This is a genomic window from Bacillus sp. FSL K6-3200 (genome assembly GCF_038630485.1).
GTDB classification, from domain to species: Bacteria; Bacillota; Bacilli; order Bacillales; family Bacillaceae; genus Bacillus; species Bacillus safensis.
In genome coordinates this window covers 12465-29441 of sequence record NZ_CP152032.1, presented here as the reverse complement: position 1 = coordinate 29441, position 16977 = coordinate 12465, and the positions used below count along the sequence as shown (strand labels likewise).

The window sequence follows — 16977 nt, the reverse complement described above, 5'->3', positions numbered from 1 at the left end:
ATTTACATGCTATACTTTTTTCGGGAAACTAACTATTTATTTTATTGAAGAAAGGAAGTTCTAAACATGCAATTGACTGAACTTTCCATCCGAAGTCAGAATTTATTCATACGTGATTATATAGAAGAAAAAAAAGAGATGACTGCTTTTTTTGATTATGATATACATTCTGAGCACACATGGAAAAAGAGATACGACGATCTCATGGAAATGAGCTTCCCGCGCGAGGCTTTAGCAGATTATATGAGCGCATACCACGCAAAGTTTGAATCGGCAGCGATGCGTCAGAACATTGAAAAGATCCGTGACGAACGGAGTGTCATGGTGGTTGGAGGGCAGCAGGCTGGCCTACTGACAGGGCCGCTTTATACCATACATAAGATCATATCCATTATTCAGTTCGCAAAGGAAAAAGAATCAGCGCTTGGCGTTCCTGTGATTCCAGTCTTTTGGGTAGCAGGTGAGGATCATGACGTAGATGAAATTAATTTTGTCTACACATCTGGTGAAAAAGGTCCAGTCAAGCAAAAGCTGCCATTACATAGCGTCAAAAAAACTGCTGCAAAAAGAACACCGCTGCATCAAGAAAAAACAGAGAAGTGGCTCCGTGATGTGTTTTCAACGTATGAGGAATCTGCATATACAAATGACTTGCTTGATCAGCTTCTTCGATGTTTACGCAAATCACAAACATTTACTGATTTCTTTGAATGGATTGTATGCGACCTTTTTGAAGAAGATGGACTGCTTCTATTTAATTCAGGAGACTTAGGCGTCAAACCACTTGAGCGTACGTTATTCAAGCACATTGTCGAGACAAATGATGCGGTCACATCTCGCTTGAATGAAACGCAGGCTGCCATGAAACGAGCGGGATATCAGCCGATCATTGAAGCTGGTGATAATCAGGCGAACCTGTTTTACGAATATGATGAGGAGCGTTTCCTTATTGAAAAAGAGAACGGTCAGTTTTTTATATCAGAAGTGGGGCTTACATGGACAAAAGAAGAGCTTTTGCAGGAAATTGAGGAGCACCCAGAACGGTTCAGTAACAATGTGGTGACGCGTCCCTTAATGCAGGAAACCCTTCTCCCGACACTTGCTTTTATGGCAGGACACGGTGAAGTCAACTATTGGGGAGAGCTGAAAGGAATTTTTGAGCACTTTAAATTAAAGATGGCACCTGTTCTTCCAAGACTGCACGTGACCATTCTTGAAAGGCACATCGACAAGAAGCTGCCGGTCAGAGAGCTCACGGTAGAAGAAGTGCTCACAAGCGGAGTAAAAGAAAAGAAAGAGGCTCACTTTGAGCAAAGCCTTCCAGACAGCTTTGTTCAAGCCGTTGATCAGGCAAAACGTGAATTAGCGAATGTTCATGGCGTATTGAGGCAAGAAGCACTGGAAGTTGAACCAAACTTCGAGCAGCTGCTAGATAAAAATGCCAAATTTATCGAAGACCAGCTTCAATTTGTTTATCAAAAGGTAGCGCAGCGTGTGGAAGAGAAGGAAGGATATATCCTTCGAGATTTTGAACGGATTGAAAACAGTTTAAAACCACTAGATGCCCCGCAAGAAAGAATTTGGAATATCATGTACTTTTTAAACAAATATGGTCCAGAATTCTTCAAAACGTTCAAAAATCTGCCATTTTCATTTCAAAACAAGCAGCAAATTGTCAAACTTTGAAATAAAGTTTTAATGAACCCTGACTAGTTCAGGGTTTTTTTTTATGTAGAAACAGTGTAAAATAAGTTTTGTGGAGAGAAGTGGTGGATAGTGGAGAGTAAGGGTGAGAAAGTGGGGCTCTGATTATCATGTTCATGGGTGAATACCAACATACGATTGATACAAAAGGGCGCATGATCATCCCTGCTAAATTTAGAGACGGTCTCGGAGAACAGTTTGTGCTGACGAGAGGGCTTGATCAATGTTTATTTGGCTACCCTATGAGTGAGTGGAAACTAATCGAAGAGAAACTCAAAGCACTGCCGCTAACGAAAAAAGATGCACGTGCGTTTACCCGGTTCTTCTTCTCCGGCGCAGTTGAATGCGATCTGGACAAGCAGGGGCGCATTAACATCGCATCAAACCTACTCCAATATGCAAAACTCGAAAAAGAATGTGTGGTCATCGGCGTTTCAAATCGAATTGAGTTGTGGAGTAAGTCGATCTGGGAACAATATACAGAAGAGCAAGAAGATTCTTTTGCTGAAATTGCTGAAAACATGATTGGATTTGATATATAATAATCCCTTGTGCAGCAAGCTTTCTACACATTCATTTCTATTTGAAAAAGGTGGGACCATAACATCATGTTCCAACATGAGACAGTATTATTAAAAGAAACAGTTGACGGTTTAAACGTCAAAGAAGACGGTACATATGTAGACTGCACGCTAGGCGGAGCAGGACACAGCTCATATTTACTATCTCAACTATCAGAAAAAGGTACATTAATTGGATTTGACCAAGACGATGCTGCACTGGATCATGCACGAGAGAAGCTCGCGGATTCTAAAGCGAACATTCTTTTCATAAAAAGCAACTTCCGATATTTAAAAGAACGTCTGAATGAACAAGGTATTACAAGCGTAGACGGTGTGATTTTTGACCTTGGGGTTTCATCGCCTCAGCTCGACACACCAGAGAGAGGCTTTAGTTATCACCATGATGCACCTCTTGACATGCGAATGGATCAAACAGCCGCATTGTCGGCAAAACAAGTGGTGAATGAATGGCCATTTGAAGATCTAGTTCGGATTTTCTACAAATATGGGGAAGAAAAATTCAGCAAGCAAATCGCACGCAAAATTGAAGAAGCTAGAAAAAAAGCGCCAATTGAAACAACAGGTGAGCTTGTCGACATTATCAAAGAAGGAATTCCCGCACCTGCAAGACGAACAGGCGGACATCCAGCAAAAAGAGTGTTTCAAGCGATCCGAATTGCTGTAAATGATGAATTAAAAGTTTTTGAAGAAGCACTAGAACAAGCAATAGAGTTACTCAATCCGAAGGGGAGAATTTCTGTCATTACATTCCATTCACTTGAAGACCGGATTTGTAAAAGTACATTTAAAGAAATGTCTTCTCTTCCAGAACTTCCGCACGGACTACCAGTGATTCCAGAAGGACTTGAACCAAAACTGAAGCTGATCACGAGAAAACCAATCGTTGCATCAGAACAAGAGCTGGAACATAACAACCGTGCCCGTTCAGCGAAGCTCCGAATTGCAGAAAAAAAGTAAAACGACACCATAGATGATGATAAAAAGGAGGTTTCTTATGAGTAATTTGGCTTACCAAAGAGAAGTAAAGCAATATCAAACAGAGCAGCAAGGCCAATCGGTGGTTATCAAAAGACGAGGTTCTATCACACTTGGTGAAAAAATCTTACTTGTCATGTTTGTCATGGCTCTCATGTGCAGCTCCATTCTCATCATTTCTAAAGCCTTTGCTGTCTATCACGCCAATATCGAGGTGCAGAAATTAGAACAGCAAGTATCTTTAGAATCGAAGAAGATCACTGAGCTTCAAAAGGAAAAAGACTTGCTGAGTGAACCAGAGAGAATCATCGAAGCTGCGAAAAAAGCAGGCTTAAGTATATCGAAAGATGTTAAGAAGGTCGATTAAGATGGCGATGCCTAAAAAGAATAAAATGATGAACAGAGGCGCGGCAATTGCGAGTATTTGCTTCGCCCTGTTTTTCTTTATCATCCTTGCACGTTTTATCTATATTCAGATTACAGGAACGGTCGATGGCCAAGTGTTAGCCGCAAAGGCGAATGAACAATATCAATCAAAGAAAACACTTGAAGCCAAAAGAGGGTCTATTTTAGACCGAAATGGGAATGTGATTGCAGAGGATACTTCTGTCTATAAGCTCATTGCAGTCATGAGCAAGAAAATGACGGTCGATCCAAAGCACCCAATGCATGTCGTCGACAAAGAAAAAACAGCAAAAGAGCTGTCAAAAGTAATTGATATGAGCGAAAGCGAAATTTTAAAGCGTCTGAATACAAAAGATGCGTTCCAAGTTGAGTTTGGTAAAGCTGGGAAAGATATCAGTTTTTCAACAAAAGAAAAAATTGAAAAGCTAAAGCTTCCAGGGATCGCATTTGAAAAAGACACGAAGCGATATTATCCAAACGGCATGTTTGCTTCGAATCTAATCGGTTATGCAAGATTAGATGAGGCGACGAAGGACATGTCAGGCGCGATGGGACTTGAGAAGGCACTGAACAAATATTTAAAAGAAAAAGACGGATATGTGACATATAACAGTGACAGAAGCGGATGGGCACTTCCAAATAGTAAAGAAGACATTGTCGCTCCGAAAGATGGAAAAAACGTCACGCTGACTATCGATCAAAAAATTCAAGCGTTCCTTGAAGAAAGTATGACGCAGGTTGCCAAAAAATATAAACCGAAGAAAATCATTGCCACAGTCGTTGACCCAAAAACGGGAAAGGTGCTCGCAATGGGACAACGGCCAAGCTTTAATTTAAATGAATTAGACATTACGAATTATAACAATGATGTCATTTCATATGCGTTTGAGCCAGGTTCAACGATGAAAATCTTTACACTTGCTGCGGCAATTCAAGAAGGGGTCTACCAAGGCAATGATAAATATCAATCCGGTACTTATAAAGTAGGCGGCGGCCTTGTAAGAGATCACAACAACGGAAATGGCTGGGGAAAAATTGACTTTCATCAAGGGGTTCTCCGTTCGTCAAACGTAGCTTTTGCAAAGCTGGCAAAAGAAAAACTAGGCTTCACGCGATACGAACAATATTTACAAAAATTCCATTTCTACGACAAAACAGGCATTGACTTGCCGAACGAAGCGTCTAGTAAAATCAATTACAGATACGAATATGACAAAGCATCGACGGCTTATGGTCAAGCGTCTGCTATTACACCGATTCAACAAATCCAAGCAGCGACAGCGGTAGCGAACGGTGGAACGATGATGAAGCCATATGTCATTGATCATATTACAGACCCGAACACAAACAAAACGATTTTACAGCACGAACCAACAGTAGCTGGAAAACCAATTTCCTCTGATACAGCAAAGCAAGTCCGTGATATTTTAGGTGAGGTTGTTTCTTCGAAAATTGGAACAGGTCAGCCTTACCAAATCAAAGGCTTTGACGTTGCTGGAAAAACAGGTACAGGACAAATTGGCGGTGCCGGCGGTTACCTCCAGGGAAGAAACGATTACGTCTTTTCATTTATGGGAATGGCGCCAAAAGATGATCCGAAGCTGCTCGTTTATGTCGCTGTACAGCAGCCGCAGCTGTCTGACACAGAAACAGGCTCTGCCCCAGTTGCACAAATCTTTAACCCAGTGATGAAAAATAGTTTGCTATATTTAAATATTGCACCAACAAAAACAGACGATAAAAAATCAGGCGGACAAAAAGTGAAACAAGAAACAATGCCTTCATTCCTAGATTTAGAGGTGAAGCAGGCGGAAACAGAAGCCAAAAATAAAAACTTAACGCCTATTGTTATCGGCGACGGCCTCTCCATTAAACGACAGTGGCCAAGTGCAGGCTCTGAATTCTCTGAAAGCCAGAAAGTCTTCTTGAAAACAGCAGGAAAAACCATGAAGATGCCTGATATGACAGGCTGGTCGAGAAGGGAAGTCCTTCAATATGCCTCCATTTCCGGTGTGCATATAGAAACAAAGGGACAAGGATATGCTGTCAAACAAAGTGTGAAAAGTGGAGCAGAGATTTCAGATAAAGTCATCACTGTGACATTTAAAAGCCCGAATTAACTGCAAAACCTAGCAAACGACTTGCTAGGTTTTTTCTTTTGCCAAGCGGGATAGACGAGACGTTCTACATAAGGACGGGCCTGCATATGATGGAAACAAGCCATATGTATGTAAGGAGTGAACCGGGCGTGCGAGTATCAAGTGTAACAGTGAGAAAACGATTGCTTTTCGTGCTGCTGTTTGGGGTGATCATTTTTTTCATCATAGATACTAGATTAGGATATGTACAGTTTATTATGGGCGAGAAGCTGACAAGCTTAGCAAAAGATTCATGGAGCCGGAACCTCCCGTTCGAACCAGAAAGGGGAGATATTTTGGACCGAAATGGGGTAGAGCTTGCAACAAATAAAAGTGCCCCATCTATATTGGTCGTCCCCCGGCAAATTAAAGATCCCGCAGAAACAAGTAAGAAATTGGCGGCAGTCCTGAATATGTCTGAGGAGAAAGCGTACAAGCACGTCACAAAGAAAACATCAATCGAACGAATTTCTCCAGAAGGGAGAAAAGTATCTCATGAAAAAGCAAAAGAAGTCAGAGAGCTTGATTTAGATGGCGTTTATGTTGCGGAAGACAGCATCAGACACTATCCGTTTGGCAGTTTTCTTTCTCATGTGCTTGGCTTCGCCGGAATTGATAATCAAGGGTTACTTGGACTGGAAGCCTATTATGACGATGACCTAAAAGGTGAAAAAGGCTCTGTCAAGTTCTATTCCGATGCAAAAGGGCAAAAAATGCCAGATGAAGCAGATGATTATACACCGCCTAAAGATGGTCTTGATATGAAATTAACTGTCGATGCGAAAGTACAAACCATTATAGAACGTGAATTAGACAATGCACAGGCAAAATATAACCCAGATGGCATGATTGCGATTGCGATGAATCCGAAGAACGGTGAAGTACTTGGGATGTCGAGCAGACCGGATTTTGATCCAGCGGATTATCAATCAGTTGACTCGAAAGTGTTTAACCGAAATCTACCGGTGTGGAGCACATATGAGCCAGGATCGACGTTTAAAATTATTACACTTGCAGCAGCACTAGAAGAGAAAAAAGTCAATTTAAAACGCGATCATTTTTTTGACAGCGGATCTGTGACAGTTGATGGTGCAAGGCTTAGGTGCTGGAAAAAAGGCGGACACGGATCACAGTCATTTTTAGAAGTGGTTCAAAACTCCTGTAACCCCGGCTTTGTTGAGCTAGGCGATCGTCTTGGAAAGGATAAATTATTTTCCTATATTAAAAATTTCGGGTTTGGCCAAAAAACAGGAATCGATCTTCAAGGGGAAGGGCGAGGCATTTTGTTCCCGCTGGACCGGGTTGGTCCTGTAGAGCAGGCGACAACTGCCTTTGGTCAAGGTGTATCTGTTACGCCGATACAGCAAGTGGCTGCCGTCGCAGCTGCGGTAAATGGCGGAACACTTTACACGCCATACATTGCAAAAGAATGGATAGATCCAATCACAAAAGAGGTTGTGAAAAAGCAATCGCCGATTGCCAAAAAGAAAGTGATTTCAGCAGAAACATCAAAAGAAATCAGATATGCGCTTGAAAGTGTAGTCGCTCAAGGGACTGGCCGAAATGCATTTGTTGAAGGTTATCGAGTTGGCGGGAAAACAGGGACAGCACAGAAGGTAAAGGACGGCAAGTACATGGAAAATAATCACATTGTGTCGTTTATCGGATTTGCGCCTGCTGATGATCCAAGTATCGTTGTATATGTGGCAGTAGATAACCCGAAAGGCACCATTCAATTTGGTGGGACAGTTGCAGCACCAATTGTTGGTCATATTATGCGGGACAGCCTGCCTGAGATGGGTGTGAAAAAAAGAAAAGGACAAATTGAAAAGAAGTACCAGTGGCTGGACACAAAAACCATTGAAGTACCGAATCTTGTAGGGGGATCTGTTTCAGACCTTGAATCCTTACTGATTAACCTGAAGATCGATGCTTCTGGAACTGGCAGTAAAGTGGTGAAGCAATCGCCTGCTGCCGGGACAAAAGTCAAAGAAGGCTCCACCATCAGATTATACTTAAACGATGAATAATAAAGAATGAACAGAGGGTAGCCGCACTCATTCGGCTGCCTCTTTTTGTTGAAAGAGAAGGTCTGTTTGAAAAAAAGAGCCTAAAGTGTGTTTTTTCCAAGAGAAACTTAAGGAATACGCTGGATGTATCCTTTTTTTTACGATAAAATATAGACTGTGTGTTTTTTTCACAAGACATGCACGTGAACGAATTTGAGAGGTTTGATATGAAATGAAATTACAAGAACTCCTTACATACTTTAAAAGTGAAAACAACGAATTAATAAACGAAAATCCTGATATCACTTCCATTGAAATGGATTCAAGAGAGGTGAAAAAAGGAAGCCTTTTTGTCTGTATAAAAGGCTATACAGTAGATGGACACGATTATGCTGAAAAAGCGGTGAAAAGCGGGGCTGCAGCGATTGTAGCAGAACACCCTCTTAACATAACAGTTGTACCAGTCATTATTGTGAAACACTCTCAAAGAGCTCTTGCAAGAATAGCTGATGCGTTTTACGAGCAGCCAACTCATAAGCTGAATCTCATCGGGATCACAGGCACAAACGGAAAAACTTCCACAACACACATGATTGAACAAATGATGAGAAAAGCCGAAAAGAAAACAGGCTTAATCGGTACGATGTATATGAAGGTGAATGATGACATTCTCGATGTGAAAAACACGACACCTGAAAGTGTCACGCTTCAGAAAACCTTTAAACAGATGCTTGATCAAGATGTAGATACAGCCATTATGGAAGTATCATCACATGCACTGCATCTTGGCAGGGTTCATGGATGTGATTATGATATTGCTGTATTCACAAACCTTTCGCAGGACCATCTTGACTACCACAACACAATGGAAGAATATAAACATGCGAAAAGCTTACTATTCTCGCAGCTTGGCAGTGCCTTTCATCACGATAAGCCGAAGCATGCGATTTTAAATGCAGATGATGACGCTTCGAGTTATTATGAAAAAGTTACAGCTGCTGAAGTCATGACATATGGCTTAGAGCAAGAAGCAGATGTCATGGCAAAGAATATTCAAATCAAGCCGAAGGGAACTCAATTTGATTTGATCACTCCAATTGGCACAAAAAATGTGACAGTTGCCCTCATCGGAAAGTTTAATGTGTACAACATCCTGGCAGCTGTATCAGTAGGGATCGTATCTGGCTTAACATTTGATACAATTGTGAGTGCTATTGAAGAGCTGGAGGGAGTCAAAGGCCGATTTGAACTTGTGAACTGTGATCAAGATTTCCCTGTCATCGTCGATTACGCCCATACACCTGACAGCTTAGAAAATGTCCTTACAACGTGTAGAGAATTAACAGAGGGCAAAATTTTCTGTGTGATAGGCTGCGGCGGCGACCGTGATAAAACAAAGCGTCCTCAAATGGCCCAAATCGCTGTGAAGTATGCAGATGAGCCTGTATTTACATCAGACAACCCAAGAAGCGAAGATCCTTCAGCTATTTTAAAGGACATGGAAAATGGGGTGCCAGACGCATATTATCATAGCTTTGTGAATCGTAAACAAGCCATCTTTTTTGCAATTGCCAATGCGAAAAAAGGTGATACAGTCTTAATAGCGGGTAAAGGTCATGAGACATATCAAATCGTTGGCGATCAAGTTTACGATTTTGATGATGCAAAGGTTGCTATGGACGCTATTTTAGATCTAAACAAATCTTAAAATGATGAAAAGAGTGTAATGAAATGAAGCATTTTGTACAAAAACAACATACGAAGAACGCGAATGAATACCTTAATAATGAATGCAATTTTCAGATGAAAAACGGCTTTGGAAATTCGGAAGGAGTAAAGAACGATGCTTGAACAGGTGATATTGTTTACAATCATAATGGGATTTTTAATCAGTGTTCTTTTATCCCCGATTTTTATTCCGTTTTTAAGAAGACTTAAATTTGGTCAAAGTATTAGAGAAGAAGGACCACAGTCTCACCAAAAGAAATCAGGTACTCCGACAATGGGCGGAATTATGATTATCTTTTCTATCACAATTACGACGATTGTGATGATCAACAAATTTTCTGAGATTAGTCCAGAAATGTTTTTATTGTTATTTGTCACGCTTGGCTACGGTCTATTAGGATTTTTAGATGATTATATTAAAGTAGCGATGAAACGAAACCTCGGTTTAACATCGAAGCAGAAATTAATCGGTCAAATTGTGATCGCGGTGATTTTTTATGCAGTTTTCCATTATTATCAGTTTGCAACGACGATTCGTATTCCAGGAACAGATGTCAGCTTTGATTTAGGATGGGCTTACTTTATCCTTGTCGTTTTCATGCTTGTTGGAGGTTCTAATGCCGTGAACTTAACGGATGGACTGGATGGTCTATTATCTGGAACCGCTGCAATTGCCTTCGGAGCCTTTGCTATACTGGCTTGGAATCAATCACAGTACGATGTAGCGATCTTTTCAGTAGCTGTTGCTGGAGCCGTCCTTGGGTTTCTTGTGTTTAACGCGCATCCTGCAAAAGTATTTATGGGTGATACAGGCTCGCTTGCTTTAGGCGGAGCGATTGTAGCGATTGCCATTTTAACAAAGCTTGAAATTTTGCTTGTCATTATTGGAGGAGTATTTGTTGTCGAAACGTTATCCGTTATTCTTCAAGTGATCTCCTTTAAAACAACTGGAAAAAGAATCTTTAAGATGAGTCCGCTTCACCACCACTATGAGTTAGTTGGCTGGTCTGAGTGGAGAGTAGTTGTCACCTTCTGGACAGCTGGTTTATTACTTGCTGTTTTAGGAATTTACATCGAGGTGTGGTTATAATTGAATAAGATGCAAATGTTAAAAAACGAACATGTACTAGTATTAGGTCTTGCAAAAAGCGGATATGCGGCAGCTTCCATTCTTCATGAGCATGGAGTAAATGTTACAGTAAATGACCAAAAGCCGTTTGAAGAAAATGAACCTGCTCAGCTTCTATCTGAAAAGGGGATTGATGTCATTTGTGGCAGCCATCCTCTTCGTATATTCGATGATAAAGAAATTACAATTTTAATTAAAAATCCGGGAATTCCATATGAAAATGTCATGGTTCAAGAAGCGCTTCGCCGCCAAATTCCAGTTTGGACGGAAATAGAATTAGCTTATCATTTAACCTCAGCTCCTTTTATTGGGATTACTGGATCAAATGGAAAAACCACTACCACGACTTTGATTTATGAAATGCTAAAACAAGACAGTCAAAAAACTTTAGTGGCAGGTAATATTGGAACAGTTGCCAGCGAAGTCGCTGCAAATGCAGCTGGCGATGAGTGGATCGTAACAGAGCTCTCTTCTTTTCAGTTAATGGGAACAGTTGATTTCAGACCTAAAATCAGCTTAATATTAAATATTTTTGATGCCCATTTAGACTATCACCATACTCGTGATGAATATGAAAAAGCAAAGCAGAAAGTTTACGCACATCAACTTGATGATGACATAGCAGTCATTAACCTCGATGATCCATCGGTCGTAAAACTGGCTGAAGCTTCAAAAGCAAAAAAAGTGTTTTTCTCCGTGAAAGAGCAAGTAGAACATGGTGCGTATATTAAAAATGGTGCGATCTACTACATGAATGAACACATTATCGATTTAAAGAGTGTTGTTCTTCCTGGTGAGCATAACCAAGAAAACATTTTGGCAGCTATTTGTGTGGTGAAAAATGCAGGCTGTTCAAATGAAGCAATCGCACACGTTCTCACGACATTTAGTGGAGTGAAGCATCGTCTGCAGTTTGTAGAAACAATTCAAAGCAGAAAATTCTATAACGATAGTAAAGCCACCAATATACTGGCAACAAGTAAAGCATTGTCAGCTTTTAAGCAGCCGACTATTTTATTAGCCGGCGGACTTGATCGCGGCAATGAATTTGATGAATTGAAACCTTTTATGAAAAATGTAAAAGGAATTATTACATTTGGTGAGACGGCACCTAAGTTTGTGAAGCTTGGTGAAGAACTGGGAATACATCACGTAAAACATGTCGATAATGTTGAACAAGCAGTACCTGCGGCGTTTAACATTTCTGAAGAAGAAGACGTGATTTTATTATCTCCGGCTTGTGCAAGCTGGGATCAGCATAAAACATTTGAAGAACGTGGAGACATGTTTGTAAACGCCGTGCATATGCTTAAATAAGGGCTTGTCTCTCATATGACTGACAGCCCAAATGAAATTATGCTTGGGGTGTCGGTCTCTTGACGAATAAGAAAACTTCTCCGGATTTTTTGCTTGTTGTCATTACGTTACTTTTATTGACGATTGGTTTAATTATGGTGTACAGCGCTAGTGCTGTGTGGGCATCGTATAAATTTGATGATTCGTTTTATTTTGCTAAAAGACAGCTTTTGTTTGCCGGAATCGGAGTTATCGCGATGTTTTTCATTATGCGAGTCGATTATTGGACGTGGCGGACTTGGTCAAAGATATTGATTGCTGTTTGTTTTCTCCTTTTGCTTCTTGTACTTATTCCTGGTATCGGTATGGAGAGAAATGGATCAAGAAGCTGGATCGGTGTCGGTGCGTTTAGTATTCAGCCCTCTGAATTTATGAAGCTTGCGATGATTGCGTTTCTTGCAAAATTCTTATCTGAAAAACAAAAAAATATCACATCCTTTCGTAAAGGTTTCGCACCAGCATTAGGCATTGTGTTTTCTGCATTTGCCATCATAATGCTGCAGCCAGATTTAGGAACAGGGACTGTAATGGTGGGAACCTGTATTATTATGATATTTGTTTCAGGTGCGAGAATTGCTCACTTTATATTTCTCGGTCTTTTAGGGCTCAGCGGATTTGCTGCACTTGTCTTGTCAGCCCCCTACCGTATAAAACGAATTACATCGTACTTAAATCCTTGGGAAGATCCACTAGGCAGTGGGTTTCAAATTATTCAATCCTTATACGCTGTTGGTCCAGGCGGTCTGTTCGGAATGGGTCTCGGTCAAAGTAGACAAAAATTCTTTTATTTACCTGAGCCTCAAACGGACTTCATCTTTGCGATATTGTCTGAAGAGCTCGGCTTTATAGGAGGATCACTCATTTTGCTGCTCTTTAGTGTTCTATTATGGAGAGGCATACGAATAGCACTTGGAGCCCCAGACTTATACGGAAGTTTCCTAGCAGTTGGTATTATTTCAATGGTTGCCATTCAAGTGATGATTAATATCGCAGTTGTTACTGGACTTATCCCTGTGACAGGTATCACGCTCCCATTCCTAAGTTATGGCGGCTCATCGCTGACATTAATGCTGATGGCAATTGGCGTACTTTTGAATGTAAGCAGGTACGCTAGATATTAATGTGCTGCTAGTTCATGAAACCATGGTGACATTTATTTTGCAAAAGTACAAAAAAATGATTTGAAGAGTAGAAATGACAGGTTTTGTATTGAAAACATGTTTTTTGACTCTTCTTTACAGGTTTTAACGGAGCCCTGTTGTTTAAAACAGGGTTTATACTTTGTTCAGAGCAGAAAAAAATTGAGGGGAAATGGTATAATGCGTATAGTAATCAGTGGAGGCGGAACAGGCGGACATATTTATCCGGCCTTAGCTTTTATTAAAGAAGTGAAAAGACTGCATCCTGATGTAGAATTTTTATATATTGGTACTGAAAATGGACTGGAAAAGAAAATTGTAGAAAGAGAAAATATCCCTTTCAAGTCCATAGAAATTTCAGGTTTTAAAAGAAAGCTTTCTTTTGATAACGTAAAAACGGTGATGAGATTTCTAAAAGGCGTTCAAAAAAGCAAATCTTACTTAAAGGAATTTAAGCCAGATGCGGTCATTGGAACAGGTGGTTATGTGTGCGGCCCTGTCGTTTATGCAGCTTCTAAGCTGAAAACCCCGACCATTATTCACGAACAGAACAGCCTGCCTGGTATCACAAATAAGTTTCTGGCGAGATATGTTGATAAGGTAGCCATCTGCTTTTCAGAAGCAAAGGCACATTTTCCTTCTGAAAAGGTTGTATTTACGGGAAACCCTAGAGCCTCTGAAGTCGTCTCTATAAAAGAGGGGAAATCTCTGAAAGAGTTTGGGCTGGATGAAAAGAAAAAAACGGTTCTTATTTTTGGCGGGAGCCGGGGTGCTGCTCCGATTAATAGAGCAGTCATTGACATGCAAGATGAATTAAAAACTAAGAACTATCAGCTTTTATATATCACAGGTGAGGTTCATTATGAAAAAGTGCTGAACGAACTAAAGGAAAAGGGTGCAGCACCTAATATGCTCACAAAGCCTTTCTTGCATCAAATGCCGGAGTACTTGAAATCGATTGATGTGATTGTTGCAAGAGCGGGAGCCACAACGATTGCTGAAGTGACAGCCCTTGGAATTCCAACTATTTTTATTCCAAGTCCATACGTGACGGCAAATCACCAGGAAATCAATGCAAGATCACTAGAAAAGCATGATGCTGCAATCGTTTTAAGAGAATCAGAGCTTTCTGGAGAGAGCCTCCTTCATGCCATTGATGAAATTGCTGGTAATGAAGAAAAATTAAACGAGATGAGCCGTTTAACAAAAGAACTCGGAGTACCAGATGCGGCTGGACGTTTATATAATGTATTAAAAGAAATTACGACTACATGATGGAATGATATTAGGTAAGGCGGAGGGTAATATGGAGAACTTGAAGAATGAATTATTAGAAGCGCAAGTCGGTAAAGTGCTTGAAAATGAGCCGCTTGCAAACCATACGACAATGAAAATAGGCGGGCCGGCAGATCTATTGATCGTTCCTAAAGATATCGATGCAGTTAAAACGATCATGGATCAAGTAAAGAAACACCAAGCGGACTGGACTGTTATTGGGAGAGGGTCTAATTTACTCGTACTTGATAAAGGAATACGCGGTGTAGTTCTGAAGTTAGGCGCAGGACTTGATCACTTAACTGTAAATGATGAAGAAATTACAGTTGGCGGCGGCTATTCTGTTGTAAGGCTTGCAACGTCTCTAAGTAAGCAGGGGCTTTCGGGACTGGAATTTGCAGCTGGTATTCCAGGGTCTATTGGCGGCGCTGTTTATATGAACGCAGGTGCACACGGATCTGATATTAGTAAGATTCTTGTGAAAGCAAGAATCTTATTTGAAGATGGAAGCATCGAGTGGCTAACAAATGAGCAGATGAACTTTAGCTACAGAACGTCTGTCCTTCAAAAGGAACGACCAGGCATTGTTCTCGAGGCCGTGTTTAAGCTCAAACAGGATGATCGAGAGAAAATCACAAAGAAAATGCAGCAAAATAAAGACTATCGTAAGGAAACACAGCCTTATAATCGACCATGTGCCGGAAGTATTTTTCGAAATCCGCTGCCTGAATATGCAGGACAGCTTGTAGAAAAAGCGAATTTAAAAGGGTACCAAATTGGCGGAGCAAGAATCTCTGATATGCATGGCAACTTTATTGTGAACGCTGGTGGCGCTACTGCTCAAGACGTGCTGGACTTAATTCAGTACATCCAAAATAAAATTAAAGAAGACTATAATGTAGATATGCATACAGAAGTAGAAATTATCGGTGAAGCAAATTAAAAGCTAGTTTTTATGATGGCATCACGGGAAAACAAACGGCATGAAAGAATGCCGTTTGTTTTCTCATCAAATGATGATCCAAAGGTGTGGACAAGCAGCTTTGAATGAGGTGAAGAATATATATGCGGCCTGATCATGAAAATGAAAAGATCGTCAATATAGAAGAGCGAATTCCTAAAATTAAAGAACAAAGGAAGCAGAAAGCGAATCGGAGACTAATCTCTTTTATTCTACTGTTTTTTATCATGGTTTTAATCATTATTTATTTGCAGACACCAATCAGTAAAATCTCTTCTTTAACCATTACGGGTAACGAGCATGTTTCTACAAAACAGCTTGTGAAACTTTCGCAAATTAAAGAAGGCGAAACAGAGTTTTGGAATTTAAATAAAGATTTAACAGCAGACCATATTAAGCAAAACAAACTGATTAAAAGTGTCAGTATCAAAAAACATTTTCCAAATAAGGTCAGTATTGCTGTCAAAGAATATGCCAATATTGCGTATCTTCAAAAGGGGAATTTATACTATGAGCTTCTTGAAAATGGGACAGCATTACCAGAAGAAGTCACACCGAGTCATGCAGGACCTATTTTTGTCGATTGGGACAATAAAGAGAAGCTGAAGCTAACCGTTAGATCTTTAAATAAGCTGCCAGCCTCTATTCAGGAACTCATCTCAGAAATATATTATGTGCCGACAAGCTCAAACCAGTGGCTTGTTAAATTTTATATGAATGACGGGAACACCGTGATTGCATCAATTAAAACATTCGCTGATAAAATGAAAACCTATCCTGCCATTGTAAAAGAACTTTCACCATCTGAAAAAGGCACAATCCATATGGAAGTCGCGACGTATTTTGAAGCGTTTAAATCTAAGAAAAAGGAAGATGAACGTTGAGAGGCAAAACAGTTATATTCTCAATTGTAATGCTTGTTCTTGGTTTTCTGATTTCTTTTTCATACCAATATACTAAGCAGCATCAGGCAGATGTCATTCGAACAGAGCAATGGAAAAAAGAATACTCTTTGAAAAGTCAGCTGACAAAGCAAGAAAAGGCGAATCAGAAACTTGAAAAAGAATTATACAGCCTTCAATCACAGGTTCAAGCCACTGAGTCCAATTTGAAAAATGAAAAAGAGCAGTATTTTAATGTATTGGAAGATGTTGAGAAATACAGGATGTTTACAGGAGAGATCGGTGTAAAAGGAAAAGGGGTAAAAGTATCCCTTGAAGATGCATCTTATATCCCGAGTGGACAAAATGTCAATAATTACATTGTTCATGAGAGCCACATTTTTCATGTGATAAACGAACTGTTTATATCAGGGGCCTCTGCCGTATCTATTAATGGACAGAGAATTACACACCAATCATACATACATTGTAACGGCCCAGTTGTCACAGTTGACGGTGTTCAGCATCCAGCGCCATTTGTTATTTCTGCTATCGGTGATCCGGCTGTGTTAATACCTGCATTAAATATTGCAGGTGGAGTGGTCGATCAGCTGACAAGTGATCACATTTCGATGACGATTGAAAAAAAGGATATTCGTATGAATCCTCTTTTAAAACACAAAGATTAAAAGT

General features: G+C 40.3%; 14 protein-coding genes. All 14 read left to right on the top strand.

What is annotated here, in order from left to right; translation table 11 throughout:
- Window positions 1-66 precede the first annotated feature (66 nt).
- Window positions 67-1686: a bacillithiol biosynthesis cysteine-adding enzyme BshC gene (bshC, locus tag MHI60_RS00120; protein WP_144470397.1), complete on the top strand. Its 1620-nt coding sequence runs from the start codon at window positions 67-69 to the stop codon at window positions 1684-1686.
- 128 nt (window positions 1687-1814) lie between these two features.
- On the top strand, window positions 1815-2246 hold the full coding sequence (gene mraZ / locus MHI60_RS00115) for a division/cell wall cluster transcriptional repressor MraZ (RefSeq protein WP_003211163.1): 432 nt from the start codon (window positions 1815-1817) through the stop codon (window positions 2244-2246).
- Window positions 2247-2312: 66 nt separating this feature from the next.
- Window positions 2313-3245, top strand: a complete 933-nt coding sequence (rsmH, locus tag MHI60_RS00110; RefSeq protein ID WP_024426925.1) for a 16S rRNA (cytosine(1402)-N(4))-methyltransferase RsmH — start codon at window positions 2313-2315, stop codon at window positions 3243-3245.
- A gap of 37 nt (window positions 3246-3282) precedes the next feature.
- Window positions 3283-3630, top strand: coding sequence for a cell division protein FtsL (gene ftsL / locus MHI60_RS00105; RefSeq protein WP_039178324.1), 348 nt, complete (start codon window positions 3283-3285; stop codon window positions 3628-3630).
- A gap of 7 nt (window positions 3631-3637) precedes the next feature.
- The gene (locus MHI60_RS00100; RefSeq protein ID WP_222122335.1) at window positions 3638-5788 is read left to right on the top strand and encodes a penicillin-binding protein; all 2151 of its coding nucleotides are present in this window, start codon (window positions 3638-3640) and stop codon (window positions 5786-5788) included.
- 128 nt (window positions 5789-5916) lie between these two features.
- Window positions 5917-7836: a stage V sporulation protein D gene (locus MHI60_RS00095; protein WP_024424263.1), complete on the top strand. Its 1920-nt coding sequence runs from the start codon at window positions 5917-5919 to the stop codon at window positions 7834-7836.
- Between the two features lie 211 nt (window positions 7837-8047).
- Window positions 8048-9523, top strand: a complete 1476-nt coding sequence (locus tag MHI60_RS00090) for a UDP-N-acetylmuramoyl-L-alanyl-D-glutamate--2,6-diaminopimelate ligase (protein ID WP_144470401.1) — start codon at window positions 8048-8050, stop codon at window positions 9521-9523.
- 135 nt (window positions 9524-9658) lie between these two features.
- Window positions 9659-10633, top strand: coding sequence for a phospho-N-acetylmuramoyl-pentapeptide-transferase (gene mraY, locus MHI60_RS00085; protein WP_003211854.1), 975 nt, complete (start codon window positions 9659-9661; stop codon window positions 10631-10633).
- The gene (murD, locus tag MHI60_RS00080; RefSeq protein WP_144470403.1) at window positions 10634-11989 is read left to right on the top strand and encodes a UDP-N-acetylmuramoyl-L-alanine--D-glutamate ligase; all 1356 of its coding nucleotides are present in this window, start codon (window positions 10634-10636) and stop codon (window positions 11987-11989) included.
- Between the two features lie 59 nt (window positions 11990-12048).
- A complete protein-coding gene (gene spoVE, locus MHI60_RS00075) occupies window positions 12049-13149 on the top strand; it encodes a stage V sporulation protein E (protein ID WP_024424259.1) in 1101 nt (366 codons plus the stop codon).
- Between the two features lie 198 nt (window positions 13150-13347).
- A complete protein-coding gene (murG, locus tag MHI60_RS00070; protein WP_144470405.1) occupies window positions 13348-14442 on the top strand; it encodes an undecaprenyldiphospho-muramoylpentapeptide beta-N-acetylglucosaminyltransferase in 1095 nt (364 codons plus the stop codon).
- A 31-nt stretch (window positions 14443-14473) separates the two neighbouring features.
- The gene (gene murB, locus MHI60_RS00065) at window positions 14474-15385 is read left to right on the top strand and encodes a UDP-N-acetylmuramate dehydrogenase (RefSeq protein ID WP_048239598.1); all 912 of its coding nucleotides are present in this window, start codon (window positions 14474-14476) and stop codon (window positions 15383-15385) included.
- 122 nt (window positions 15386-15507) lie between these two features.
- Entirely contained in the window at window positions 15508-16287 is a 780-nt protein-coding gene (locus MHI60_RS00060) for a cell division protein FtsQ/DivIB (RefSeq protein ID WP_095408419.1), read from the top strand.
- On the top strand, window positions 16284-16973 hold the full coding sequence (locus tag MHI60_RS00055) for a DUF881 domain-containing protein (protein ID WP_024424255.1): 690 nt from the start codon (window positions 16284-16286) through the stop codon (window positions 16971-16973). The genes MHI60_RS00060 and MHI60_RS00055 overlap by 4 nt, the downstream gene beginning before the upstream one ends.
- Window positions 16974-16977 lie beyond the last annotated feature (4 nt).